The 24,869-nt window shown below is 69.6% G+C and carries 23 protein-coding genes and 1 pseudogene; 9 read left to right on the plus strand and 15 right to left on the minus strand.

What is annotated here, in order from left to right; all coding sequences use genetic code 11:
- Nucleotides 1–308, plus strand: a pseudogene (locus tag ABI385_RS14055) (hypothetical protein); the annotation flags it as partial.
- Nucleotides 309–550: 242 nt separating this feature from the next.
- Here ABI385_RS14055 and ABI385_RS14060 read toward each other — a convergent pair.
- Complete coding sequence (locus ABI385_RS14060; RefSeq protein ID WP_348104380.1) at nucleotides 551–823, minus strand: GrpB family protein; 273 nt, start codon at nucleotides 821–823, stop codon at nucleotides 551–553.
- A 246-nt stretch (nucleotides 824–1,069) separates the two neighbouring features.
- Between ABI385_RS14060 and ABI385_RS14065 the strand changes: the two genes are divergently transcribed.
- Both ABI385_RS14065 and ABI385_RS14070 read left to right on the plus strand, forming a co-directional pair.
- The gene (locus ABI385_RS14065; RefSeq protein ID WP_348104381.1) at nucleotides 1,070–2,362 is read left to right on the plus strand and encodes an MFS transporter; all 1,293 of its coding nucleotides are present in this window, start codon (nucleotides 1,070–1,072) and stop codon (nucleotides 2,360–2,362) included.
- A gap of 38 nt (nucleotides 2,363–2,400) precedes the next feature.
- Entirely contained in the window at nucleotides 2,401–3,078 is a 678-nt protein-coding gene (locus ABI385_RS14070; RefSeq protein ID WP_348104382.1) for a DUF2461 domain-containing protein, read from the plus strand.
- Here the strand turns inward: ABI385_RS14070 and ABI385_RS14075 are convergent.
- Both ABI385_RS14075 and ABI385_RS14080 read right to left on the minus strand, forming a co-directional pair.
- Nucleotides 3,075–3,608 (minus strand): amino-acid N-acetyltransferase, encoded by a 534-nt coding sequence (locus tag ABI385_RS14075; protein WP_348104383.1) that lies wholly within the window; start codon nucleotides 3,606–3,608, stop codon nucleotides 3,075–3,077. The genes ABI385_RS14070 and ABI385_RS14075 overlap by 4 nt on opposite strands.
- A gap of 1 nt (nucleotide 3,609) precedes the next feature.
- Nucleotides 3,610–5,910, minus strand: coding sequence for a DEAD/DEAH box helicase (locus tag ABI385_RS14080; protein ID WP_348104384.1), 2,301 nt, complete (start codon nucleotides 5,908–5,910; stop codon nucleotides 3,610–3,612).
- Nucleotides 5,911–6,694: 784 nt separating this feature from the next.
- On the opposite strand from ABI385_RS14080, the gene ABI385_RS14085 reads away from it, so the two are divergent.
- Complete coding sequence (locus ABI385_RS14085; protein WP_348104385.1) at nucleotides 6,695–7,039, plus strand: CAP domain-containing protein; 345 nt, start codon at nucleotides 6,695–6,697, stop codon at nucleotides 7,037–7,039.
- Nucleotides 7,040–7,148: 109 nt separating this feature from the next.
- On the opposite strand, the gene ABI385_RS14090 is transcribed toward ABI385_RS14085, so the two are convergent.
- The 5 genes from ABI385_RS14090 to ABI385_RS14110 all read right to left on the minus strand — a co-directional run bounded on the left by ABI385_RS14090 (nucleotide 7,149) and on the right by ABI385_RS14110 (nucleotide 13,248).
- The gene (locus tag ABI385_RS14090; protein ID WP_348104386.1) at nucleotides 7,149–9,719 is read right to left on the minus strand and encodes an ATP-dependent Clp protease ATP-binding subunit; all 2,571 of its coding nucleotides are present in this window, start codon (nucleotides 9,717–9,719) and stop codon (nucleotides 7,149–7,151) included.
- A gap of 216 nt (nucleotides 9,720–9,935) precedes the next feature.
- Nucleotides 9,936–10,202 carry a hypothetical protein gene (locus tag ABI385_RS14095; RefSeq protein ID WP_348104387.1) on the minus strand — a complete coding sequence of 89 codons (267 nt, stop codon included), beginning with the start codon at nucleotides 10,200–10,202 and terminating at the stop codon, nucleotides 9,936–9,938.
- Nucleotides 10,203–10,266: 64 nt separating this feature from the next.
- Complete coding sequence (locus ABI385_RS14100) at nucleotides 10,267–11,217, minus strand: hypothetical protein (RefSeq protein WP_348104388.1); 951 nt, start codon at nucleotides 11,215–11,217, stop codon at nucleotides 10,267–10,269.
- A 150-nt stretch (nucleotides 11,218–11,367) separates the two neighbouring features.
- Nucleotides 11,368–12,354: a DNA-formamidopyrimidine glycosylase family protein gene (locus ABI385_RS14105; RefSeq protein WP_348104389.1), complete on the minus strand. Its 987-nt coding sequence runs from the start codon at nucleotides 12,352–12,354 to the stop codon at nucleotides 11,368–11,370.
- Nucleotides 12,355–13,248: a Ku protein gene (locus tag ABI385_RS14110; protein ID WP_348104390.1), complete on the minus strand. Its 894-nt coding sequence runs from the start codon at nucleotides 13,246–13,248 to the stop codon at nucleotides 12,355–12,357. It lies immediately after the preceding gene.
- A 92-nt stretch (nucleotides 13,249–13,340) separates the two neighbouring features.
- Here ABI385_RS14110 and ABI385_RS14115 point away from each other — a divergent pair, with 92 nt between their 5' ends.
- Genes ABI385_RS14115 through ligD (ABI385_RS14125) form a run of 3 tightly spaced genes read left to right on the plus strand, consistent with a single transcriptional unit; the run spans nucleotide 13,341 to nucleotide 15,435 of the window.
- Nucleotides 13,341–13,535 (plus strand): hypothetical protein, encoded by a 195-nt coding sequence (locus tag ABI385_RS14115; RefSeq protein ID WP_348104391.1) that lies wholly within the window; start codon nucleotides 13,341–13,343, stop codon nucleotides 13,533–13,535.
- A 36-nt stretch (nucleotides 13,536–13,571) separates the two neighbouring features.
- A complete protein-coding gene (gene ligD, locus ABI385_RS14120; RefSeq protein WP_348104392.1) occupies nucleotides 13,572–14,516 on the plus strand; it encodes a non-homologous end-joining DNA ligase in 945 nt (314 codons plus the stop codon).
- Nucleotides 14,509–15,435, plus strand: a complete 927-nt coding sequence (ligD, locus tag ABI385_RS14125; RefSeq protein WP_348104393.1) for a non-homologous end-joining DNA ligase — start codon at nucleotides 14,509–14,511, stop codon at nucleotides 15,433–15,435. Before ligD (ABI385_RS14120) ends, ligD (ABI385_RS14125) begins: the two co-directional genes overlap by 8 nt.
- A 64-nt stretch (nucleotides 15,436–15,499) precedes the next feature.
- Here ligD (ABI385_RS14125) and ABI385_RS14130 read toward each other — a convergent pair whose 3' ends face one another.
- From ABI385_RS14130 to ABI385_RS14155, 6 genes are all read right to left on the minus strand, one after another.
- Entirely contained in the window at nucleotides 15,500–15,832 is a 333-nt protein-coding gene (locus ABI385_RS14130; protein ID WP_348104394.1) for an Lsr2 family protein, read from the minus strand.
- A 97-nt stretch (nucleotides 15,833–15,929) separates the two neighbouring features.
- Complete coding sequence (locus ABI385_RS14135) at nucleotides 15,930–16,121, minus strand: lysyl-tRNA synthetase (RefSeq protein ID WP_348104395.1); 192 nt, start codon at nucleotides 16,119–16,121, stop codon at nucleotides 15,930–15,932.
- Between the two features lie 11 nt (nucleotides 16,122–16,132).
- Nucleotides 16,133–17,650: a lysine--tRNA ligase gene (lysS, locus tag ABI385_RS14140; RefSeq protein ID WP_407068281.1), complete on the minus strand. Its 1,518-nt coding sequence runs from the start codon at nucleotides 17,648–17,650 to the stop codon at nucleotides 16,133–16,135.
- A 67-nt stretch (nucleotides 17,651–17,717) separates the two neighbouring features.
- A complete protein-coding gene (nadC, locus tag ABI385_RS14145) occupies nucleotides 17,718–18,611 on the minus strand; it encodes a carboxylating nicotinate-nucleotide diphosphorylase (RefSeq protein WP_348104396.1) in 894 nt (297 codons plus the stop codon).
- A complete protein-coding gene (locus ABI385_RS14150; RefSeq protein ID WP_348104397.1) occupies nucleotides 18,608–20,347 on the minus strand; it encodes an L-aspartate oxidase in 1,740 nt (579 codons plus the stop codon). The genes nadC and ABI385_RS14150 overlap by 4 nt, the downstream gene beginning before the upstream one ends.
- A complete protein-coding gene (locus tag ABI385_RS14155; protein ID WP_348104398.1) occupies nucleotides 20,348–21,358 on the minus strand; it encodes a DUF2520 domain-containing protein in 1,011 nt (336 codons plus the stop codon). It lies immediately after the preceding gene.
- 39 nt (nucleotides 21,359–21,397) lie between these two features.
- Between ABI385_RS14155 and ABI385_RS14160 the strand changes: the two genes are divergently transcribed.
- Nucleotides 21,398–22,417 (plus strand): SAM-dependent methyltransferase, encoded by a 1,020-nt coding sequence (locus ABI385_RS14160; protein ID WP_348104399.1) that lies wholly within the window; start codon nucleotides 21,398–21,400, stop codon nucleotides 22,415–22,417.
- Nucleotides 22,418–22,421: 4 nt separating this feature from the next.
- Here the strand turns inward: ABI385_RS14160 and ABI385_RS14165 are convergent, their stop codons facing one another.
- Nucleotides 22,422–23,615 carry a cytochrome P450 gene (locus tag ABI385_RS14165; RefSeq protein WP_348104400.1) on the minus strand — a complete coding sequence of 398 codons (1,194 nt, stop codon included), beginning with the start codon at nucleotides 23,613–23,615 and terminating at the stop codon, nucleotides 22,422–22,424.
- Between the two features lie 61 nt (nucleotides 23,616–23,676).
- On the opposite strand from ABI385_RS14165, the gene ABI385_RS14170 reads away from it, so the two are divergent.
- Complete coding sequence (locus ABI385_RS14170) at nucleotides 23,677–24,867, plus strand: NADH-quinone oxidoreductase subunit D (RefSeq protein ID WP_348104401.1); 1,191 nt, start codon at nucleotides 23,677–23,679, stop codon at nucleotides 24,865–24,867.
- The last annotated feature ends 2 nt before the right edge of the window (nucleotides 24,868–24,869 follow it).

The raw sequence follows: 24,869 nt of genomic DNA on the forward strand, positions 1-24,869 counted from the left end.
CGGCGTCAGTCGCGGTCGAAGGAGCCACTCGCCGGTGTGACTTCGTCGAGGAGGAGGCCCGTGAACTTCGTGAGGCGGTCGAAGCGGGAGACGTGGTCGCCACAGCCGACGCTCTCGCTGATCTTGCCTACGTCGTCTACGGAGCGGCGCTGCACTTCGGTATCGACCTCGACCGGGTGCTAGCCGAGGTACATCGCTCCAACATGACCAAGTCTCCAGCGGGTGACGGCAAAGCCATCAAGGGTTTGACCTACGAGCCCCCCGACCTGACGCAGCTCCTCAATCCTGAACACGACCGCCTCGCTTAGCGGCGTCGTCGTACAGGTGTCGGCTGGACGTCCGCCGGTACGGGGAGGCGGAACTTTCCTCGAAACGCAGTATTGACGGCGTTTGGCCAGTCCTTGTCCTAGACCGAGACCGAGACCGAGCCAGTTGGCAGGCCCATGGCCGCGCGTGCTTGATCCACTACTGATCGGACGAAGCCGGTCTTGGCCAGGGTGTGAGCCCGGCCCCATACTCCGCCGTCGTACAGCTGCTGCTTCAAAGCTGCCTACGCTTCGCGGTCCGCGGGGTGCGCCCTCAACCACGCGGCGAACAGCCGCTGGTGCGCGGTGGGCCACATCGCCTCCGGGAAGAAGCGGACGATCGCAGTCCGCGCGTTTCCTTCGAGCCGGAAGGAGCAGTCGTGGCTGCCGATGATTTCCGGCACGGTCCACCCTGACGCCGACAGACTGCGCTGTCGGTCGGCTGCGTGCGATCCAGCCGGGACCCGAGCAGCGATGTCGATGACGGGCTTCGCCGCCAGGCTGGGGACGGACGTCACGCTTACTAGGCGGCAGCCTGGGTACACGATCCTGGCCACCTACAGGTCACGGTGTCCGGTAGGCCGGTGAGGCCGTCACAGACGACGAGGAACGCATTCGCCACGCCGCGCTCATCGCGTCCGCGAGTGCCGTCAGCCAGAATTTCGCCGGGCCCTCCACCTGCCCCTCGCGCAACCGGTCGTCGAGTGCTTTAGTGGCAAGGGCACCAGTTTTCAGACGGAGGCCGCATCACTAAGGGGGGCAGGATGAGTGCGACGGCGAGCGCTACACCGCGCACCAAATTGACCTCAGACCAACGCAACTCGTTCGTGGCGGCATACCTCGGTTGGGCGATGGACGCCTTCGACTACTTCCTGGTCGTGCTCATCTACGCCGACATCGCCAAGGACTTCGGCAAGTCGCTCAGCGAGATGGCGTTCATCACGACCATGACGCTGCTCATGCGGCCGGTCGGCGCGTTCATCTTCGGGTTCTGGGCCGACCGGGCCGGGCGTCGCATCCCGCTGATGACGTGCGTGACCTTCTACGCCATCGTGGGTTTCCTCTGCGCGTTCGCGCCGAACTTCTGGATCCTGCTGGTGCTGCGACTGCTCTACGGCATCGGGATGGGCGGCGAGTGGGGGCTGGGTGCCGCGTTGGCGATGGAGAAGATGCCCGCCCATCGGCGTGGGTTCTTCTCAGGGCTGCTCCAGGGTGGTTACTCGATGGGCTACCTGCTGGCGTCTCTCGCGTTCCTCGTCGTCGTCTCGTGGCTCGGGCTCAGCTGGCGGTGGATGTTTGCCCTCTCGATCATCCCGGCGGGCATCAGCCTCCTCATCCGGTCGCGGGTGCAGGAGTCGGAGGTGTGGCACCAGACGCAGGAGCGGGTCAAGCAGACCAACACGAGTCTGCGCGAGCTCTTGGCGAACCGCGCCATCTGGCGCCGGTTCGTCTACCTGGTGCTGCTGATGACCGCGTTCAACTGGATGAGCCATGGGACGCAGGACATCTACCCCACGTTCCTCAAGGCGACGAACGACCAGGGGGCCGGCATCGCGGCCAGCACGGCGGCGTGGATCGTCGTGATCTACAACATCGGCGCCATTGCCGGCGGTGCCATCGCCGGGTCGCTGTCCGAGCGCTACGGCCGCAAGGCGGTCGTCATCACCTGCGCCATCCTCGGTCTTCCGATCGTGCCGTTGTTCGCGTACTCGACGACGGTCGGTTTCCTCATCCTCGGCTCGTTCCTCATGCAGGTCATGGTCCAGGGAGCCTGGGGCGTCATCCCCGCGCACCTCACGGAGCTGTCGCCCGACGAGATCCGCGGCTTCTACCCCGGCGTCACCTACCAGCTCGGCAACTGCCTCGCGGCCTTCAACCTGCCGATCCAGCAGGCGCTTGCCGCCACCCACGGCTACCCGTTCGCCCTCGCCGTCACGATCATCCCGGTCTTCCTCGCGGTGATCTTGCTGACAGCGATCGGCAAGGAGCGCAAGGGAATTGCGTTCGGCACCGGGGAAGCGAGCCTCATCGACGCGCCCACAGCCAGCTCCGCCTGAGCAGGGTTCGGACGACGTCTGCGTTGCCGAACTCAGGGATGACCCGTTTCGCAGGCATACCGCGCGATGCCGTCGACTTCTACGTCGAGCTGGCCGACCACAACACCCGCGAGTGGTTCGCTCTCAACAAGGACCGGTACGAGCGCTCGGTCCGGGAGCCGGTCCTGGCGCTGACGGACGCGCTCGCCGACGAGTTCGGTGAGGCCAAGGTGTTCCGGCCGCACGTCGACGTGCGGTTCCGCAACGACAAGACCCCGCTCAAGACCGAGCAGGGAGCGGTGGCACAGCCCTGGGAGGGAACCGGCTACTACCTCTCGCTGAGCGCCGAAGGGCTGATGACAGGCGGCGGCTCGATGCACCAGCAACCCGACCAGCTGACGAGATACCGCACGGCGGTCGACGCAGACATCTCGGGTGACGAGCTTGCGCAGATCGTCGCCACGTTGCGCCGCAAGGGTTTCCAGATCGGTGGGGAGGTGCTCAAGACCCGTCCTCGCGGAGTCCCGGAGGACCATCCGCGGCTCGAGCTCCAGCGCCACAAGGGGATCATCGCGTGGCGCGAACGAGGCGTCCCGGACTGGCTGGACTCCCCGGCGGTGGTACGCCACGTGCGGGAGGACTGGCGTGCCATCCGTCCGCTGGCGGACTGGTTCGCCGCATACGTCGGGCCATCGACCCAGCCGCGACCGACCCGCGGGTCTGTCAGGGCTCGTTAGAGGGTCAGCAGCATCCGGCTGTTGCCGAGCGTGTTGGGTTTGACCCACTCGAGGTCGAGGAACTCGGCCACGCCCTCGTCGTAGGACTGGAGCAGCTCGGCGTACACCTGCGGTTCGACCGCCCGACCGTCGATCTCGACGAACCCGTGCCCACCGAAGAAGCCTGTCTCGAAGGTCAGGCAGAACACCCGGGAGACGCCGATCTCCCGGGCGTCGTCGAGCAGCTCGCGCAGCAGCGCCGAACCCACCCCGGTTCCCAGGTGAGCCGGCAGGACGGCCAGAGTGCGCACCTCCGCGAGGTCCTCCCACATGACGTGCAGGGCTCCGCAGCCGACGAGCTGGCCGTCGACCTCGGCGACCCGGAACTCGTGCACCGCCTCGTAGTAGGACACGTCGTGCTTGGCCACGATCCGGCGGTTCGCGCTCATCGGGGCCACGATCCGGCGGATCCCTCGCACGTCAGGCGTCCTGGCGCGGCGTACCGTCACCGACGGACGCGAGGACCGCGCCGCTGTGGTCTGGTCACTCACGTCAGCGGCGCACCGGGCCGGTCAGGGCCTGACGCAGCAGGTGCACAAGCGCGTCGAGCTGGACCGAGTCGCTCGAGGTGATCGCCTCGTCGCTGCCGTCGAGCGCGCGAGCGGCGAGACCCTGCTTGCTGTCGATGAGCTCGGCGATCTTCGCGTCGATGGTCTGCGCGGCCAGGATGCGCCACGCCGTCACGGGTTCGTCCTGGCCGATCCGGTGGACCCGGTCGATCGCCTGCTGCTGCTCCGCGGCAGTCCAGGACAGCTCGGCGAGCACGACGTTGGAGGCCGCGTGCAGGTTGAGTCCTACGCCGGCCGCCATCAGGGAACAGACCGCTACCGAGACGTCCGGGCTCTTCTGGAAGGCATCGATCGCCTGCTGTCGCTGAGTGCCGGTCTGGTCGCCCCGGATCGACACGGTGCGCAGGCCCGCGTCCGCGAGGATCCGCTCGGCCTGGTCCATGACGTCGATGTGCTTGGCGAAGAACACGACCTTGCCCACCGACCGGGCGAGCTGCGCCGTGTAGTCGGCCGCGAGAGCCGCCTTGGCCTGTCCGATCCGGCGGACCATGGTGAAGACATTCTCGCCGCCACCGGCGCCGCTCGTCTTGGACGACTCGAGCTCCTGCAGGGCGACGCGCCGCATCAGCTCCTCGTCCACCTCGACCGATTCGCCCACCGACACGGCGAGCGGCTCGTTGCGAGCGGCCGCCGTCCCACGGGCCGCGAGCTGCCGGCGGTAGCTCGTGAGCAGCCGCTGGCCGAGCTCGCGCTCGGAGGCGCGGATCGAGCGGCCAAGGTCGTCGTCGAGCTCGACGGGCAGGTCCGCGATGCGCTTGTCCGGGAGGTCCTTCGCGACGTCGACTTTGCGGCGGCGCACGATGCCCATGTCGATGACGGCGGACCGAGCCTCGGGGTAGAAGCCGCGGTCGGCCGGGGTGAGCCCGGTCTCCTCGAGGCGGCGCATCAGCTCCGGCGCCGGCCGGCTGCCCTTGACCCAACCAAGGAAGCGCCAGATGGCGTTGAAGTCCTCGACGTCGTTGATCAAGGGAGTGCCCGTAAGCGCGAGCAGCAACGGGTCGCCACCCGGGGAGCCCTCGCGGATCCGCTCGGCGAGCGCAAGCACGTGCTGGGAGCGCTGCGAAGTGAGGTTCTTGATGAAGTGCGCCTCGTCGACCACCATCGACCGGAAGCCGAAGGTGGACAGCCAAGACAGGTGCCGGTCCAGAACGGTGTAGTTCACGACGAAGATGTCGGCGAACGCGTCGACGTCGTTGCCGTCCCCGTGGATCACGGTGACGCGGCGGCGTGGCGTCCAGCGCTCGACCTCGCGTGCCCAGTTGATCTTCACGACGTTGGGCACGACGGCAAGCAGCGGGTATGCGTTCGCTACCGATGCGGCCAGCAGCGACTGCGCGGTCTTGCCGAGGCCGGGTTCGTCGGCGAGCAGGAAGGTACGGTGCCCCTCGCGGACCGCTTCGAGCATCCGCGCCTGGTGCGGCATCACCTCCAGGCCGGGCGGTGAGAACCGGTCGACCAGCGGAAGCGGTGGCAGCTCCATCGACGCCGCGGCACCACCAGCGCCCTGCTCGAACGCGCGGTAGAGCGGGTCCATCAGGTCCCAGCGGGCGAGCTGGCCGCTCATCCGCTCCTCGTCGCCCAGCCGCGAGGCCCGCCCGAGGTCCGGCGCGAGGAACGGGTTCGCCATGGCCCGGGCCGGCACCGAGGCCGGGACGACCTGCTTGGCGGCCAGCTCGGCAGAGACAGCTGGTCGAACGGGTCCGCTCGCCTCGATGACGAGGTCCTCGGGCGCGAGCTCCGCGCCGGACTCGATCAGCCAGTCACGGCGCATCCGCTGGGCCGCCGGGCCCGGCACGGCGCTCTCGTCGAGCAGGCGCAGCAGGCTGGTGTCGTGAGCGGCGGTTTTGGCCAGGATGGTGGCCACACCGTCGAGACGCTTGAGCAGCTCGGTCCGCGCCGCCCCCGGCAGCGCGGCGTCCGTCTTGATCCGGGCCCGCTCCTCGCGCACCAGCAGGGCGATGACCTGGAACTTGGTGCGCTTGGCCGGGCCGACCTTGCCCTCGAGCGACTTCGCCTCCACCTCGCGCACCCGTCGGGCGAGGATCGGGATGATGGGCGCCGGGTCGTTGGCCTGGTTCGGGCGCGACCCACGGGGGGACGTGCCGTTGTTCGCGCGGGACGACCCTGAGCCGGCTGACGGAGATCCGTTCGAGCCGCCCTGGCTGGACGGGCTGGACCCGTTGGACGAACGACGGGACGACCGACGGCGGTCGGTGGTCGGCATACTCCTCCTCGGTACGAGGGGTTCGCGGCGGCAGGTGACGCCGAGGTCGGTGGCCCTGGCGTTGCGTGCCGCCGGACATGGGGGGCGCGAGCCGCTGGACGCGGGTGCCTGCCGATCCATGCGGCGCTCCAAGGCATAGCCTACGACGCCGGCGAGACGTGCACGCACCAACCCGCGAGCCACGCAACAACCCGGGCCCGAGAATTGACCATCCGAAGGGCCTACTGGCAGCGTGACTGCGCTACTTTCAGCGTAAATGTCACCCTTTATGCCGCCGGACGACGACTCCCGCGCTCCGCTGGAGCGGACGCCCGGAGAGAGAGGACGCGCCGCCGCTGTCTCTCCGAGAACCGTCTCCGGTCTGGCCGGCGTCGTTGCGGCGATGGCTCTGCCGGTCGTCGTACTGCCGTTGGCGCTGCTCGCCGGCTGCGGATCGGCTCCGGAGGTGCCGTCGAACCGTGCTGCAGCAGTCCTGGAGGCGCCTGTTGCCAGCTCGTCCGGAACGCCTCGTCCGAGCGGAGGCTCGACGACTGCACCGAGGGCACCGGCACCGATGGTGGTCGTGACGTCGCTGCCGACCGGGCCGGCGACGAGCACCCGGACCGCACCCAAGCCCGCCACACCCTCACCGACCCGGACCCCGGCCCCCATCCCTTCTCACACGGCACCACCGGCACCACCGCCAGCACCGACCCCACCGGCAGCACCGCCAGCACCGCCACCGCCGGCAGTACCCCCGCCCCCGCCGACGTCGAGTGCTGACGCTGTGGCATACGAGTCCCGCATGGTGTCGCTCATCAACGCCCAGCGAGCGGCCGTGGGTGCGCGAGCGCTGACCGCCCAGGGCTGCCCCGACGGGTTTGCCGAACCCTGGTCGCCCCGGATGGCCGCCGCGGGAGGTCTCTCGCACCAGTCCCTGAGCCCGATCCTCAGCACCTGCCGGGCGCACCTGGCGGCCGAGAACGTCGGGATGACGAGCGACCAGACACCCGAGGCGATGATGAGCCTGTTCATGGGCTCGGCTCCGCACCGGGCCAACCTCCTCAACCCGGCGTTGTCCGGGGTGGGAGTCGCGGCATACCGGGACAGCCGAGGTCTGTGGTGGGTGACCCAGGACTTCGTGGGCTAGTCCTGGGCTAGTCCCGAGGGCCGGGCGTCACCACACGCGCGGGTGCCGCCCCTCCGGATCGGAGGAGCGGCACCGAGTGTCAGACCGAGTGTCAGCGGGAGCTAGCCGGTCAGGCCGACGCTGCCCCCGTCGAGTCCTGCGGTCCTGCTGACCCGAGCGTGCCGACGATGTCCACCGGGGGAAGGTCCGGGATCTCCGGGAGGGTCTCCTCGCGGCGCGACCCGGTGAAGATGAAGGTGGCGTCCTTCTCCTCGCCGGTGGCGTCGACGAGGACGAACTCGCCCGCCTTCAGCTCGCCGTAGAGGATCTTCTCCGACAGCACATCCTCGATCTCGCGCTGGATGGTGCGGCGCAGCGGCCGGGCACCCAGCACGGGGTCGTACCCCTTCTTGGCGAGCAGGTTCTTAGCCATGGTCGTGAGCTCCATGCCCATGTCCTTGTTCTTGAGCCGCACGTCGAGCTTGGCGATCTCGAGGTCCACGATCGACACGATCTCCGACTGCGTGAGCTGCGGGAAGACGATCGTGTCGTCGACGCGGTTGAGGAACTCGGGACGGAAGTGCTGCTTCAGCTCGTCCGTGACCTTGTTCTTCATCCGCTCGTAGTCGCTGCGCGAGTCCGGGCCGGCCGAGAAACCGAGGCTGCCCTTGGTGATGTCCCGCGTCCCGAGGTTGGTCGTCATGATGATGACGGTGTTCTTGAAGTCGATCATCCGACCCTGGGAGTCGGTGAGCCGGCCGTCCTCGAGCACCTGAAGCAACGTGTTGAAGATGTCCGGGTGGGCCTTCTCGACCTCGTCGAAGAGCACCACCGAGAACGGCTTGCGCCGCACCTTCTCGGTGAGCTGGCCGCCCTCCTCGTAGCCGACGTAGCCGGGAGGTGAACCGAACAGCCGCGAGACGGTGTGCTTCTCGGAGTACTCCGACATGTCGAGCTGGATCAGGCTGTCCTCGTCACCGAACAGGAACTCGGCGAGCGTCTTGGCCAGCTCGGTCTTGCCGACTCCGGTGGGGCCGGCGAAGATGAACGAGCCGCCGGGGCGACGCGGATCCTTCAGGCCGGCCCGGGTCCGCCGGATCGCCTGGGACAACGCCCGGATGGCGTCGTCCATGCCGACGATGCGCTTGTGGAGCTCGGCCTCCATGTTGAGCAGGCGGCTGGACTCCTCCTCGGTCAGCTTGAACACCGGGATGCCAGTGCTGGCCGCCAGGACCTCGGCGATCAGCTCCTCGTCGACCTCGGCGACGACGTCCATGTCACCGGACTTCCACTGCGCCTCACGCTCGGCCCGCTGCTGGGACAGCTGCTTCTCGTCGTCGCGCAGCCGGGCCGCCTTCTCGAAGTCCTGGCCGTCGATGGCGGCCTCCTTCTGACGCCGCACGTTCCCGATCTTCTCGTCGAACTCGCGCAGGTCTGGGGGCGCCGTCATCCGGCGGATGCGCAGTCGCGCGCCCGCCTCGTCGATGAGGTCGATCGCCTTGTCCGGCAGGAACCGGTCGTTGACGTAGCGGTCGGCCAGGTTGGCCGCGCTCACCAAGGCGGCGTCGGTGATCGAGACGCGGTGGTGCGCCTCGTAACGGTCCCGTAGGCCCTTGAGGATCTCGATGGTGTGCGCCAGCGTCGGCTCGGCCACCTGGATCGGCTGGAACCGGCGCTCGAGCGCGGAGTCCTTCTCGATGTGCTTGCGGTACTCGTCGAGCGTCGTCGCCCCGATGGTCTGCAGCTCGCCTCGGGCCAGCATCGGCTTGAGGATGCTCGCCGCGTCGATGGCCCCCTCGGCAGCACCGGCACCGACGAGTGTGTGGATCTCGTCGATGAAGATGATGATGTCGCCGCGGGTGCGGATCTCCTTGAGGACCTTCTTGAGGCGCTCCTCGAAGTCACCGCGGTAGCGGCTGCCGGCGACGAGCGCGCCGAGGTCGAGCGTGTAGAGCTGCTTGTCCTTGAGCGTCTCCGGCACCGTGCCGCGAACGACGTTCTGGGCCAGACCCTCGACGACCGCGGTCTTGCCCACGCCGGGCTCGCCGATGAGGACGGGGTTGTTCTTGGTCCGGCGCGACAGGACCTGCATGACGCGCTCGATCTCCTTCTCGCGCCCGATGACCGGGTCGAGCTTGCCCTCTCGAGCGGCTTGCGTGAGGTTGCGCCCGAACTGGTCGAGGACCAGCGAGCCGGCAGGCGTGCCTTCGGCCTGCCCGGCCGAGGAACCGACGCCCGCGCCGGCCTTCTCGCCCTGTCCGCCCTGATAGCCGGCAAGTAGCTGGATGACCTGCTGGCGGACCTTGTTGAGGTCGGCGCCCAGCTTGATGAGGACCTGGGCGGCAACGCCTTCACCCTCGCGGATGAGGCCGAGCAGGATGTGCTCGGTGCCGATGTAGGTGTGGCCGAGCTGCAGGCCCTCGCGCAGCGAGTACTCGAGGACCTTCTTGGCGCGCGGCGTGAAGGGAATGTGTCCGGTTGGGGCCTGCTGGCCCTGGCCGATCATCTCCTGGACCTGCTCGCGGACTGCGATGAGGGAGATGTCGAGGTTCTCGAGCGCCTTGGCGGCGAGCCCCTCGCCCTCGTGGATGAGCCCCAGCAGGATGTGCTCGGTGCCGATGTAGTTGTGGTTGAGCATGCGCGCCTCTTCCTGCGCGAGCACCACCACTCGTCGAGCCCGATCTGTGAATCTTTCGAACATCGCCAAAGCTCCCTACCTGTCGAGATACCTCGATGGTATCCGTGACGTCTGATAACGGCGCCCTCGCGACCAGTGTGCGGTCTCGTCGGGATGTTCCGTGTGCTTTGGCTAACGCCCTGGTCAGCAGGCCTGTTCCCCCGGTTGAGCGGGGTCGGCGCAGGTTTCGCCGTGAGCGGAACAGCCTCGGGTGCGCCGGTCAGCGCCGGTCAGCGCCGGTCAGCGCCGGTCCTGCGGCGTGCCTTGGCTACGACGGAACACCGGGAACGCGCTCGACGCGCCTCCCGGAGTGGTGGTGGTGTCCCAGAAGCCCAGCTGCCAGCCGACGGACTCGATGGCGTCGATCGAGTCCATCCAGGCCCCCATCTGTCCGGCAGGGAAGCCCCAGGCGCTGGACTTCAGGCAGGCGACGAAGGTGGGGCGGCCCTGCTGATAGGCGGCGTATGCCTGCGCGTGGAGGTCCTTGATGTCGGATTCGGCGCTCATCACGCAGAGGCTATCCGGCGCCACGCGCCAGAGAGGGGGCCACTATTGGTGCTGACGGCTCGGGTTATCGCGCGTTGGCCACCATCAGTGGCGCGGCAATGCGTGACATGAGGAAGGCGTGCGCCTCGCAGATCTGGTCGAGGAAGGCATTGGCCTCCACACGGAGACCGACCAGGTCGATCCTCAGGACGATGTCTCCCAACAGCGTCACCCTGTTCTGGCGGAGGTTGTCATCAGTCACCGCCAGCCCGACGCGATGGCCCGATCCGTCGATCTCGACGACCAGACCCACGTCTGACCATCTGACGTCGAGATACACGCGACCCCTCGTCGTGCGCCTGATCACCTGCCGGTCTGGCGGCGGCAACTTGCGTCGACGGCAGAGACGTGCGAAGTCCAGCTCACCCAATGACTGAGCGCCGTCGGCGATGTCGCGTACGAGCTGGGCAATCAAGCGTTCGCGTCGCCGCACTGAGAGACGAGAGTTGGCCGTCTGGAGATGCGATCCATCGATGACGCGTTGCTGCACCGGTAGAGCGAGCAGCAGGGCAGCCTGTCGATCGGAAACCGCCCATGAAGCAGCGCGAATCGCTGCAACCGCTGGCCGAGTGCGGGGAACTCCGATACCCACGCGTTCGTCAGTGAGCCTCGCTACGCGGTGGATGCGCACACCCGATACGGGCGCGTGATGAACGGCGCGCGGCACAGACACGTGCACCACGTTTTCGTCGAACCCCCTGGTGCCCGCGGCCGCGAGTGCGCTGACACCGTCCAGGGTGGCTACGCCGAGACCGACCTCCCAGATCGCCCGCCACCTCAGGCCGACGTCACCGAGCGGGAGTGTATGCACTGCCACGGTCTGCTGCCCGTGCAACTGCCACCGGTCGGCGGACACCTCCCTGGAGACCACGTTGCGGTCGGCGCCGAGAGCCCGCAGCATCGCGCGCGACATGACGCCTCCCTGCGGCTCAGCGGCCGCGGTCACGATCTGCCGCCGATCCCGGGATGTGGTCATCAGAGAACTCTGGGGCGGCACCCTGGCCTGGGGGGCTACGGGGCTGAGACCTGTGGATCCCGTGACAGGCGGGTCACGGGGTGTGGACAAACACTGATGGTGTGGAGCGCGCGGCTTCCCGAGCGTTCGACACCATTAGTGGCGCAGCTTCTAGCGGCGGCGCTGGCAGTTGCCGCACCAGAACAGGTTGCGGCCGGCGACCACCTTGGTCCGCACCCGGGAGCCGCACACCCGGCACCGCTCCCCCTGGCGCCGGTAGACGTAGTAGCGACGCGGCATACCGGCGAACTTCGCGCCCACCACACCGCCCTCGTCCTCCTCTGTGTCCTCGATGTCGGCCAGCTCTTGCCCGTCGACCACTGGAGCAGCGACCACGCCGGCGGGCCCGGGAGTGGTGCGCCGCGCCGAGTCGGTCCAGGTCGAGGTGAGCTGCGGTATGCGTCCGGCCGCCGCGAGCGCCGTGGCCTGCTCGACCTGATCCTCCATCGTGAGGATCTGGTTGAACGTCACGCCAAGCGGCATCAACCGCACCAGGTCGTCCCAGATCGCCTGCCAGGTCGACTTGCGGATCTCCTTGCCCGGCCGAAACGGGTTGACCCGGTGCCGGAAGAGCACCTCGCAGCGGTAGACGTTGCCGACGCCGGCGAGGACCGACTGGTCCATCAGCAGCTCGGCACAGGTACGTCCCGACTTCGCGATCCGGGCCCAGGCACGGTCCGGATCGCTCTGCGGCATGTCGGTCCGCAGCGGGTCGGGCCCGAGCCTGGCCACGGTGGCCTCGACCTCCTCGGGACTCACGACGGCGACCAGTGTGGCGCCGCGCAGGTCGGCGAGGTAGTCGTCGTTGACCATCCGCAGCCGCACGGCGCCCCACGGGGGTGGCACCACGGCATACCCGCTGATCTGGTCGACCGAGAACTTGCCGATCAGCCCGAGGTGGACATTGAGCCAGCGGTCCCCCGCGAACTCCATGAACAGGTGCTTGCCCCAGGCCGACGCGCCCGCGACCTCACGCCCGTCGAGCAGCGCGGCACCCTCGACGAAGCGGCCCTGAGGCGACGAGACCGAAGGAGTCGTCCCCGCGTAGGCAGCGTCTAGCGCCTGCGCCAAACGGTGCAGCGTATGGCCTTCGGGCACTCAGCTGGCTTTCTTCTTGGCGGCGGCCTTGGTCGCGGTCTTCTTGGTCGCGGTCTTCTTGGCAGCCGCTTTCTTGGCCGTGGCGGCGGCGGCGGTCTTCTCCGCCACGGGCTCGCCCCGCGAGGACTTGGCGCGGTCGACCGAGCGCTGCAGCGCCTCGAGCAGGTCGACCACCTCGCCAGACCCGTCCTTGGCCTCCGGCGGCGCCTTGACCTCGCCGCCGGCCAGCTTCGCCTCGACCATCGACTCGACCGCCTGTGCGTAGTCGTCCTCGAACTCCTGCGGCTCGTAGTCGCCCGAGAGCGACTCGATCAGCATCGACGCCATCGCCAGCTCGCGCTCCGTCGCACTCCCCACGTCGCCGAGGTTGGCGAACTCGGCCGAGCGGATCTCGTCGGGCCAGAGCATGGTCTGCAGCACGATGATCCCGTCACGCACGCGCAGCACCGCCATGTTCTTGCGGTTGCGGATCGCGACGGTCACCAGCGCCATCCGGTCGGCGGCCTCGAGCGAGTCGCGCAACAACGCGTAGGCCTTGGCCGCAGCCTTCTCGGGCTCCAGGTAGTAGGGCTTGTCCAGGAGCATCGGGTCGATCTGCTCGGCCGGGACGAACTTCTCGACCGCGATCTCCTTGCTCGACTGGTTGGGCAGGTTCTTCAGGTCCTCGTCCGTGATGACGACCATCTCGCCGTCCTCGGTCTCGTAACCCTTGGCGATGTCGTCGTAGGACACCTCCTCGCCGTCGATCGCGCAGACCCGCCGGTAATGGATCCGCCCACCGTCCTCGCGGTGGACCTGACGGAACGAGATGTCGTGGTCCTCGGTCGCCGAGTACAGCTTGACCGGCACGTTGACAAGACCGAACGACACCGCGCCCTTCCACATCGCCCGCATGTCTCTCACCTTTCCCACACGTCACGCGAGTATGCGTCCGTGACACCCGAATGCCAGCATCCCGCACCCGGCCGCCCGCGTACAGTCCACCCATGAGCGAACGCGGACGCCCACCCGTCATCCCCCCGCGTTCGATCAGCCCGTGGATCGGGGTGATGTACGCGGTCGGTGCCGTCCTGCTGGTCGTCGCCGCCGTCCGCGGCGAGAAGCTGTGGATCCTCGTCATCGCCGCGGCGTTCGCCGTGCTGGCGTGGGCCTACCTGTCTCGAGCCCTCCGCCGGCGGTGACTCTGCCGTCCCCCTTTTTCACGGCAGGATGAGGGGATGCGGCCGATGCTCGCGACTCCCGGCTCCCGGGTGCCCACCGGTGTTGCCTGGGTGCATGAGGTCAAGTGGGACGGGATGCGCGCGCTCGTCGACGTCCGCAACGGCACCTTGCGAGTGACGAGCCGCACCGAGCGCCAGGTCACCGTGGCCTTCCCCGAGCTGGCCGACCTCGCGCTGACGTTCGAGGACATGCTCCTGGACGGCGAGATCGTGGCCCTGCTGGGCGGCATACCGTCGTTCCCCGCGCTCGCGGAGCGCTTCCACGTGACCGGCTCTCGCCGGGCGGCCGCGCTCGCGGTGACCAACCCGGTGACCTACATGGCGTTCGACCTGTTGCGCCTCTATGGCGTCGACCTGACCGGCCGAGCCCTCACCGACCGCCGTGCCACGCTCGAACGCCTCGAGCTCGCAGGGCCGCACTGGCAGGTGCCCCCCACCTTCACCGACGGTGAGGCGCTGCGCTCGGCGACCCGGGAGCAGGGTCTCGAGGGCATCGTCAGCAAGCGGCTCTCGTCGCGTTACCTTCCAGGCGTTCGCAGCGAGGAGTGGCTGAAGTTCCCGCACCGCGCCTGCGTGTCGGTCGTCATCGGCGGCTGGCGCCCCGAGACTGACAGCCGAGACCGCCTCGGTGCGGTGCTCGTCGGCGTTCCCCAGGACGGTGGCCTCGCCTACCTCGGCAGAGTCGGGAGCGGGATCGCCGGCAAGGCCGGCGCCGCGCTGCGTAGCGACCTCGTCCCTCTGGAGTCGGCCAGCTCCCCGTTCGTCACCGAGGTGCCCCGCGAGGACGCCCTCGGCGCGACCTGGGTCCGACCGGTCCTCGTCTGCGAGGTGCAGGCGCTCGGGCTCACTCCACAGCGCAGGCTGCGACAACCGGCATACCGAGGGCTGCGACCCGACCTGACCCCGGACGATGTCGACATCGAGGAGCTGACCCGTGCCTGAGCGAGCCGGGGAGCGGCTGACCGTCGAGGTCGCCGGCCGACGGCTCGCGGTGAGCAACCTCGACAAGGTGATGTACCCCGCAACGGAGACGACCAAGGGCGAGGTGCTCAGCTACTACGCCCGGGTGGCGCCGGTCATGCTCCCCCTGCTCGGTCGCCGGGCGGTCACCCGGATCCGTTGGCCGCACGGGGTCGAGGGGCCGATGTTCTTCGAGAAGAACCTCCCCTCGGGCGCTCCCTCCTGGCTGCCGCGCGTCACGATCTCCTCGCACGGACGCGACCCCGACGCCCATCCCGAGCGCGACCGGGTCACCTACCCCCTCGTCCTCGACCTCGCAGATCTCACCTACCTCGTGAACCTCGCCTCGCTGGAGCTGCACGTCCACCAGTGGCAGGTCGACGACGACGGGCACCCCCTCGACCCCGACCGACTCGTCATCGACCTCGACCCGGGCTCCGGCGCCGGGCTGCGCGAGTGCTCCCGGGTCGCCCTGTGGGTCAAGCCGCGGCTCGAGGCGATGGGACTGACCACGACCGTGCCCGTGACCAGCGGGAGCAAAGGCATGCAGGTGTATGCCGCGCTGCCGGGCAAGCACCCCGCCGACGACATCCGCGCGCTCGCCCAGCAGCTGGCCCAGGAGATGACGAAGGAGCACCCCGACCTCGTCGTGTGGAAGATGACCAAGTCGCTGCGCCCCGGCAAGGTGCTGCTCGACTGGAGCCAGAACACCGCTGCCAAGACGACGATCTGCCCCTACTCGCTGCGCGGCAAGGCGGCGCCTTATGTCGCCGCGCCACGCACCTGGGACGAGGTCGAGGACGGTGCCGCCGAGGGTGGCGAGCTGCGGCAGCTGCTGTTCGAGGACGTGCTCGCCCGCCTCGACGAGGACGGCGACCTGGCGACCGGCTTAATCACCTGACAACCACCGAAGAAACGCGAGATCGACCTGGCGCGAGCACGGCCAGCGATAACGAGGCGGGCCGTCAGTGCGCCTTGTCGTATGCCTCCAGCACCTCGGCGGCCACGCGACCCCGGTCACTGACCGAGTGACCGCTGGCGCGCGCCCACTCGCGGACAGCTGACAAGTCCGTGCGACGGCCGCTGCTCGGTGCGGCGGCTCGTCGACCGCTGGCCCGCCGGCCGCCGGAACGGCGGGCATGGCCCATCCAGGTGGCCAGGTCGTCGCGCAGCTTCTGGGCGTTCTTGGTGTTGAGGTCGATCTCGTAGCTCGCTCCGTCGAGGCCGAACGTGACGGTCTCGTCGGCACTTCCGCCGTCGACGTCGTCCTCGAGAACAATCTGGGTGCGCTGTGCCATTCGGGTATTCCTTTCCTTCGCATCGCGGGGGCGATGCGATCAGATCAACGACGCGATACCAGCCGGGTGTTCCGGAAAGCACACCCAGACTAATCGACTAGTCGCCGTCCGGGGAATTCGGGTCTTTCGTGGCGCGGCGTATCAGCTCCTGTTCTTTCTCCCATTTCGACTGGGCAAGACGCTCACGCCGGTCGCCCTCGAGAATGTTCTTGATGAGAAAGTAGAACAGGCCGGCTACCGCCACGGTCGGCAACAGCGCGGCAATGTATGGAAAGGCTGCGTCCCACATGCCGGAAGCCGTCAGTCTTCGGGCTTGAGCAGCGGGAAAAGGATGGTCTCGCGGATGTTGGCGCCGGTGAAAAGCATCGCCATCCGGTCGATACCGAGGCCGAGACCACCCATCGGGGGCGCGCCGAGCTCGAGCGCTCTCAGGAAGTCCTCGTCGAGCCGCATGGCCTCCTCGTCACCTCCGGCCGCCAGCCGGGACTGGGCCGTGAGCACCTCGCGCTGGATCACGGGGTCGACCAGCTCGGAGAAGCCTGTGCCTCGTTCGACACCTCCGATGATCAGGTCCCAGGCCTCGACCAAGCCGGGTTCGGACCGGTGCGGGCGGGCCAACGGCTGCGCCGAGGCGGGGTAGTCGCACAGGAACGTGGGCTGCAGCAGGGTGGGCTCGACGAGCTCGCCCAGCAGCTCCAGCGCCACCTTCTCGGCGGTCCAGGCCGGGTCGGTCGCGACCTCGTGCTTGGCGGCATAGTCCTGCAGCGTCTCGAGTGGGGTCTCGATGGTCACCACCTCGCCGACGACGTCGGAGATGGCCTGGTAGACGGGCAGCCAATGCCACTCCCCCCCGAGGTCGACCGTTCCCGTGGGCGTCTCGACCTGTCGTGAGCCGAGGGCGTCGGCGACCTCGAGATAGAGGTCCCGGGTGAGCGCCGCGATCGTGGTCTGGTCGCCATAGGCCTGGTATGCCTCGAGCATCGTGAACTCGGGGCTATGGGTGGAGTCGACCCCCTCGTTGCGGAAGATCCGGCCCATCTCGTAGACCCGGTCGACACCGCCGACGACGGCCTTCTTGAGGTTCAGCTCCAGCGCGATCCGCAGGCTCATCGGCTGGTCGAACGCGTTCATGTGGGTCGCGAAAGGACGCGCGGTGGCGCCGCCGTGCACCAGCTGGAGGACCGGGGTCTCGATCTCGACGTAGCCCTGCTCCTGAAGGGTCTCGCGCACGGTCCGGGTGATCACCGCGCGGGTCCGCACCATGTCGCGAGCCTCCTGGCGCACGACCAGGTCGGCGTACCGCTGACGGACCCGCGTCTCCTGCGACAGATCCTTGTGCAGCGTCGGCAACGGGCGCAGCGCCTTGCTCGCCATCAGCCAGGAGGTCGCGAGCACGGACAGCTCGCCGCGTCGGCTGGAGATAACGCGTCCCTCGACCACGACGTGGTCGCCGAGGTCCACCAGCGACTTCCAGTCGGCGAGCGCCTCCTCACCCACCTCGGCGAGGCTCAACATCACCTGCAGCCGGGTTCCGATCCCCTCCTGCAAGGTCGCGAAGCACAGCTTGCCAGTGTTACGGACGAACACCACCCGCCCGGCGACCCGGACCACGTCGTCGGTCTCCTCGCCGCTCTGCAGGTGCATCCAGCCCTCCCGGACGTCCCGGAGAGTGTGCGTGCGGCCGACCTGCACGGGGTAGGCCTGGCGCCCGGCGTCGAGCAGCCGCTGGCGCTTGTCCCGGCGCACCCGCATCTGCTCCGACAGATCCTGCGGGAGATCCTCAGGGGGCGGCGGGGGCGGCTCGTGCTGGTGGGTCACTTCCCAAGGTTACCGACCGCGGCTGACGGCTAGATCGGGCCGGCCAGACCCGATGGGCTCGACCGGCTCACTCGGGCAGCAGGTCCAAGGCGAGGTCGAGGATCGCAGAGGAATGGGTGAGGGCGCCGACGCTGAGGAAGTCGACCCCCGTGAGCGCGTACTCGCGCGCCACCTCGAGGGTCAGGCCACCGGTGGCCTCGATCTCGACCGGTTCCTCCTGGGCGCGCAGCAGCGCGACCGTGTCCCGCAGCAGCGGCGCGGACATGTTGTCGCACATGATGAACCGAGCACCGACCGCGTATGCCTCGAGCGCCTCGTCCTCGGTCGTCACCTCGACCTGCACGTCCACTCCCGGGTAGGCCAGACGCACTGCGTGGTAGGCGGCCACGACCGATCCGGCGGCCAGCTTGTGGTTGTCCTTGATCATCGCGACGTCGTAGAGGCCCATCCGCTTGTTGGTCCCGCCACCGGCCCGTACGGCGTACTTCTCCAAGGCCCGCATCCCCGGCGTGGTCTTGCGGGTGTCGAGGACCATCGCGCCGGTGCCCTCGAGCGCGTCCGCCCACCGGCGGGTGTGCGTCGCGACGCCCGAGAGGCGGCTGACGATGTTGAGCAGGGTCCGTTCGCCGATCAGGACGGTCCGCAACGCCCCCGTCACTCGCGCGACCACATCGCCCCGCACGACGGTGGCGCCGTCGGCAGCCAGGACGTCGACAGCCGGAGGCGGTGTCCCGACCTGCGCCGCGACCTCCGACATCACGAGCTCGACCACGGGAAGGCCGGCGACGACGCCGGCAGCGCGGGCGACCACCTCGGCAGCCCGCTCCTGGTCCACCGGGATGGTGGCCAGCGTCGTGACGTCGAGGTGGTGGGGACCCAGGTCCTCCTCCAGCGCCACCCGGACCAGCCGCCGAGCGTCCTCGACCGGGAAACCCCAGCCGGGCACGGTCAGGGTGGTCACGAGAGGTCCGTCGTCGCGACCGGCACGAACGCAACCGGCTCGAACGCCGTCTGCACCGGACCGGCGTGGTCTCGCGTCGCGTGCAGATGTCCGAGCCAGTGGACGTCGTCACGGAACGGGAAGTCGGACCTCAGATGGCCACCCCGGCTCTCCTCGCGCAGCGCTGCCACGGCCGTGAGGACCTGCCCCAGCTGAAGCAGGTTGGTCGTCTCCCAGGCCGCCGGCGTGATCACCTCGTGCAGGGCGCCGCCGGCCGTGTCGGCGAGGACGGCGAGCTCGCCGGCGGTGGCCTTCAGCGAGGTGGCCGAGCGCACGACTCCAGCGCCGGCGGTCATCGCCACCTGCACGGCACGCCGGTGCTCGGCCTTGAGGACGGCTCGACCGCCCACCCGGCCCGACGGCGTGGTGTGCGGCAGCTCTCCGCGCGAGAGCCGTTCGGTGATGTCGTCGGCGATGCGGTGGGCGAAGACCAGCCCCTCGAGCAGCGAGTTGGAGGCCAGCCGGTTGGCGCCGTGGACACCGGTGCACGAGACCTCGCCGCAGGCATACAGGCCGTCGAGGGACGAACGTCCGGTGAGGTCGACCCTGACCCCGCCGCTGGCGTAGTGCTGGGCCGGCGCGACAGGCACCAGCTGTGTGGCCAGGTCCAGGCCGTGCTCACGGCAGCTGGCGACGATCGAGGGGAACCGGCGTTCGAGGAACTCCCGACCCAGGTGCCGTGCGTCGAGATAGACGTGGTCGGTGCCGAGCTCGTCCATCCGGGCCACGATCGCGCGCGACACGACGTCCCGGGGCGCGAGGTCGGCAAGCTCGTGGACGCCCTGCATGAAATGCACACCGTCCGGTCCCTCACGGTCGACCAGGACGGCACCTTCGCCGCGAACAGCCTCGCTGATCAGCGGCTGCTGGCCGTTGGCGTCGTCACCGAGCCACAGGACCGTGGGGTGGAACTGGACGAACTCGAGGTCCGCCATCACCGCCCCCGCGCGCAGAGCCAGGGCCATTCCGTCACCGGTCGACACGGACGGGTTGGTGGTGGCGGAGTAGATCTGCCCCAGCCCGCCGGTGGCCAGCACCACCGCTCTGGCGTGCGCCGCGCCGACCCCGTATGCCTGTCCCTCACCGATGACGTGCACGGTCACTCCGCAGACGCGAGAAGCGCTGTCCTGCAACAGGTCCACGACCAGTGCGTGCTCGATCACCTCGATGCCAGGGTCGGACTGGACGCGGTGCAACGCCTCGATGAGTGCCCTGCTGATCTCGCGGCCGGTGGCGTCGCCTCCGGCATGGGCGATGCGGTCCCGGTGGTGGCCACCCTCGCGCGTCAGCAGGATCTCGCCGTCGACGCCGCGGTCGAACTCGGCACCCAGAGCGACCAGCTCACGGACGCGGGTAGGACCCTCGGTCACCAGGGCTCGCACCGCGGCGACGTCGCAGAGCCCGACGCCGGCGACGAGAGTGTCCTCGAGGTGCTCCTCGGGGGAGTCCGCCGGGTCCATTGCGGCCGCGATGCCGCCCTGGGCCCACGCCGTGGAGCCCTCGTTTAGCACCGTCTTGGTGACCAGCAGCACCGTGTCGACCTGCTCTCGCAGCCGCAGGGCAGCCGTCAGCCCGGCGATCCCGGACCCGACCACGATGACGTCGGCCGAGGTCGTCCACCCCGGTTCGGGGGCCTCCAGCCAGCGGGGGATCTCGAGGCCCCCGACCGGTCCCGCCGGAGCCACGGGCGCGTTCACTCAGCTCTCCTCGGTGGGGCCGTCGTCGGTGAGGTCGTCGGCAGTGTCGAGTCCCTGGTCGCTCGGGCGGTCGTTCCCACGGTGCCCGCCGTCGGAGTCCGAGGAGTCGGCGCTCTCGTCCAGGACCGCGAGGACCGACTCGGCCTCGGCGGCGCGCAGCCGGCCGCGCCGGCGAGCCAGCTCGACGGTCGCCCGGGACAGCGCGCGATAGGTGGACCTGATCTGCGGCTCGGTAGCGAGCTCGGCAAGGTGCTCGGCGACGGTCGCGGCATCGCCGCCAGGCACGGGACCGGACAGCGCGTGGTCGCCGTCACGCAGCGCGTTCTCGAGGGCGGCGCCGAGCAACGGCGCGAGCACCCGGTGCGGCGTCTCGACGCCCGCGTCCTCGAGCAGCTGGGTGGCCTGGGCGACGAGGGTGGCCAGGTGGTTGGCGGCCAGGGAGAGGCCGGCGTGGTAGAGCGGTCGGTCCTCCTCCTCGAGCGTGATCGGTTCACCACCCATCTCGAGCACGAGGGCCTCGCCGAGCGGCTCGAGCTCCTTGACGGTGGTGACCGCGAAGCACGCGTCGCCGAGCCGGTCCAGGTCGATCGAGGTCCCGGTGAACGACATCGCCGGGTGCACGGCGAGCGGGAGCACGCCGATGCGGGCGGCCGCCTCGAGCACGCCGATGCCATAGCGCCCGCTCGTGTGCACGACCACCTGCCCCGGCCGGAACGCGCCGACCGTGGCCAGACCGGTGACGAGCCCGGGGAGGGCCTCGTCGGGCACGGCTAGCAGCACGAGGTCGACGGACCCGACGACCTGGGGCACGTCGAGCAGGGGTACGCCGGGGAGCAGGTCGGCGGCGCGGGCGAGGGACGCCTCGCTCACGGCAGCCACCGCCACGACCCGGTGACCGGCCCGGTCCAGAGCCGCGCCGAGGACGGCGCCGACGCGCCCGGCACCGACGACGCCCACCGTGAACCGCGGCGGGTCCTCGTTGCGGCCCTGCCTGCCTGCCGTAGCGCTCACGGTGGGGAACCTACCGCGCCCGCCCGGCAGGATGTCCTCGTGGGCGGCGCGATGGAGGGCGGAGCGGATGGCCAGGGCCAGGCGCGCCGCGGCACCGCGTCCGTCTCGTGGCGGCAGGCGTGGCAGGCCGCCCTCTATGGCCCGGCAGGCTTCTACCGCCAAACCTCTGGACCCGCCGGTCATTTCACGACGGCCACCCACGCCGGACCGGGACGCATACTTGCCCGGGCCCTTTGGGCGTGGGCCGACCAGGTCGGAGCCCAGGGGATCGTCGACCTCGGGGCGGGGCGGGGAGAGCTGCTCCGGCACCTGTATTCCGCGGCACCAGACCGGCCGCTGGCCGGGCTGGACGTCGTGGCTCGCCCGGCCGGTCTGCCCGAGGCGGTGGCCTGGACGGTGGCCCCCGGAGGTGCGGCCCTTCCCGACCTGACCGCGTCGCGCCGCGCGGGCGGTGCCGTGCCTCTCGTGGTCGCCAACGAATGGCTGGACGTCGTCCCGTGCACCATCGCCGAGGTCGACCCGGTCGGAGTGCTGCGCGAGGTCGAGGTCGACGCGCGGACCGGGGCCGAGACCCTGGGCTCCCCGTTGTCAGGAGCCGATCTCGCCTGGTGCGAACGCTGGTGGCCAGTCGCCCTCGGTGACCTTGCCTCGCCAGGTGACCGCGTCGAGGTGGGCCGCTCGCGCGACGACGCCTGGGCGGGGCTGCTGGACCGGATCGGTGGGTCACCCGCCCTGGCGATCGACTACGGCCACCTGGTGACGACGCGACCGCACGAGGGGAGTCTTGCGGCATACCGGTCCGGCCGGCAGGTCGACCCGGTGCCCGATGGGTCGTGTGACCTGACCGCCCACGTCGCCGTCGACTCCTTGCCGCACTCCCGGCTGGTCCGTCAGCGCTTCGCGCTGGACGAGCTCGGCGTCATCGGGACGCTCCCGGACCACGGGTTGGCTCGTTCGAACCCCGCGGCCTACCTGGACGGGATCGCCGACGCGACAGCCGAGATCACGCTGCGCTCGTTCGACGGGTTCGGCGCCTTCTGGTGGATCGCGTCGGCGTGAGCCCTCAGGCGGACCGGACGCTCAGCCGCTCGTAGCCGCGCAGGACGAAGGTCGGCCGCCGCACGGACTCGACCACCTCCAGCGGACCGAGCTCGGCCAGCAGCGCCGCGACGCTCGTCGCCAGCTCGAGCCGAGCGAGCGGGGCGCCGATACAGAAGTGGATGCCGGCGCCGAAGGCCAGGTGCGGGTTCGGGTCCCGGTCCGGGCGGAACTCGTCGGGCGACTCGAAGACGGCCGGGTCACGGTTGCCCGCTCCCAGCAGAGCGGAGATCTTCTGGCCCTCGCGAATCCGCACGTCTGCGACGACGACCTCCCGGGTCGCGGTGCGTTCGAACAGCTGCAGCGGCGAGTCGTGACGCAGCATCTCCTCGACCAGCGGCGCCACCCGGCCCGGATCTCGCCCGGAGGCGACCAGGCTGGCCAGACCGTTGCCGAACCCGTTGACGCTCGCCTCGTGACCGGCGTTGAGGAGCAGCACCGCGGTGGCGACCAGCTCGCGGGTGGACAGCCGGTCGCCACCCTCGCGGACGGCCACCAGGTCAGCGAGGAGGTCGTCGGGACCGTCCGCTGACCCCATCGAGACACGTTGGGCAGCAAGCGTTTCGACGTATGCTGCGAACTCACCGCAGGCGCGTTGAGCCGCCTCGTCCTCCTCGGCGGTCCGGTTGACCTCGTACATCCGCACGATCGCCTGCGACCACGGCCGCAGCAGGTGGCGGTCCTGCTCCGGCCAGCCCAGCAGCTCCGCGATGACGAGCACGGGCAGCGGTTCGGCGAGGTCGGAGATGACGTCGAAGCTCCCCTCGGACTCGAGCCGCTGCCGGCACCCGACGAGCAGACCGGCCGTCAGCGCCTCGATCCGCGGGCCTAGGCGCGCGACGTGCCCCCGGCTGAACGCGCTCTGCACCAGCCGGCGCAGGCGGGTGTGCTTCGGCGGCTCGCTGTCGAGGATCGACTCGGCGTGCAGCCAGTTGAAGGTGTCCCAGGCATCCTGTGGCTCCCGCTCGCGGAAGACCCGGCCGAGGCCGCGGTCCCTCAGGACCTGGCTGCAGGCGGCGTGGCTGGTCGCGACCCACTGACCGAGCCCGCTGTGCCAGGCAACCGGGGCCTGCGCGCGCAACGCCGCGAACGCGGGGTAGGGGTTGGCCACCACCGAGGCGTCCGTCAGGTCGAGCAGGGCCGCCGCGTCCACCGTCATGGGCGACAGCGTAGGAGCCGGTTCCCTCAGGCCGCTGCGGGCATACGGCAGACTGACCGCCATGACGACCACTCGGGCGAGCGCCGGCCCCCCGGGTTCGCGGCAGGTCGAGATCGGGCTCGGCGCGGGTGGTCTCGCGACGGCCGACATGGTGCTCAACATCGGTCCACAGCACCCGGCGACCCACGGGGTGCTGCGGCTGCGGGTCGTGCTCGACGGCGAGCGGATCGTGTCCGCCGAACCCATCGTCGGTTACATGCACCGGGGTGCCGAGAAGCTCTTCGAGGTGCGTGACTACCGGCAGATCCTCGTGCTCGCCAACCGACACGACTGGCTCTCGGCGTTCTCCAACGAGCTCGGCGTCGTGCTCGGCGTCGAGCAGATGCTCGGCATTGAGGTGCCCGAGCGGGCGGTCTGGGCCCGCACGCTCCTCGCCGAGCTCAACCGGGTGCTCAACCACCTGATGTTCCTCGGGTCCTATCCCCTCGAGCTCGGGGCGATCACCCCGATCTTCTACGCGTTCCGCGAGCGCGAGGAGTTGCAGGCCGTCATGGAGGAGGCCTCCGGCGGTCGGATGCACTACATGTTCAACCGGGTCGGCGGGCTCAAGGAGGACCTGCCAGCGGGCTGGCTCGGCCGCGTCGCCCACGCGGTTGCGGAGGTGCGCCGGCGCCTGCCTGATCTTCGAAACATGTTGGTGGGCAACGAGATCCTGATCGCCCGGACGCGCGGCGTGGGCATCCTCGGGACGGATATGATCCACGCATACGGAGTCTCCGGCCCCATCGCGCGAGCGAGCGGGCTCGACCTCGACCTGCGCAGGGACCAGCCCTACCTCGCGTACGCCGAGCTCTTTGCCACCGGCGGTCCCGGTCGGGTCGTGACCCGCACCGCGGGCGACTGCCAGGCTCGCCTCGAGGTGCTGCTCGAGCAGACCGAGGTCAGCCTCGACCTGGCCGACGCGTGCGTCGACCGGCTGCGTTCGCTGCCCCGCGGACCCGTCAACGTCAGGCTCCCGAAGGTCGTGCGGGTCCCCGAGGGTGAGCGATACACAGCCACCGAGAACCCCCTCGGGCTCAACGGCTACTACCTCGTCTCGCGCGGCGACCGCACCCCGTGGCGCCTGAAGCTGCGGTCCGCGTCGTTCAACAACATCGCCGTGCTCGCGCCGATGCTCCCGGGGCAGATCGTCGCCGACATGGTCGCGATCCTGGGTTCGATGTTCTTCGTGGTGGGGGATATCGACAAATGACG

The organism is Lapillicoccus sp., assembly GCF_039935575.1.
In the GTDB taxonomy this organism is placed as follows: Bacteria; Actinomycetota; Actinomycetes; order Actinomycetales; family Dermatophilaceae; genus Lapillicoccus.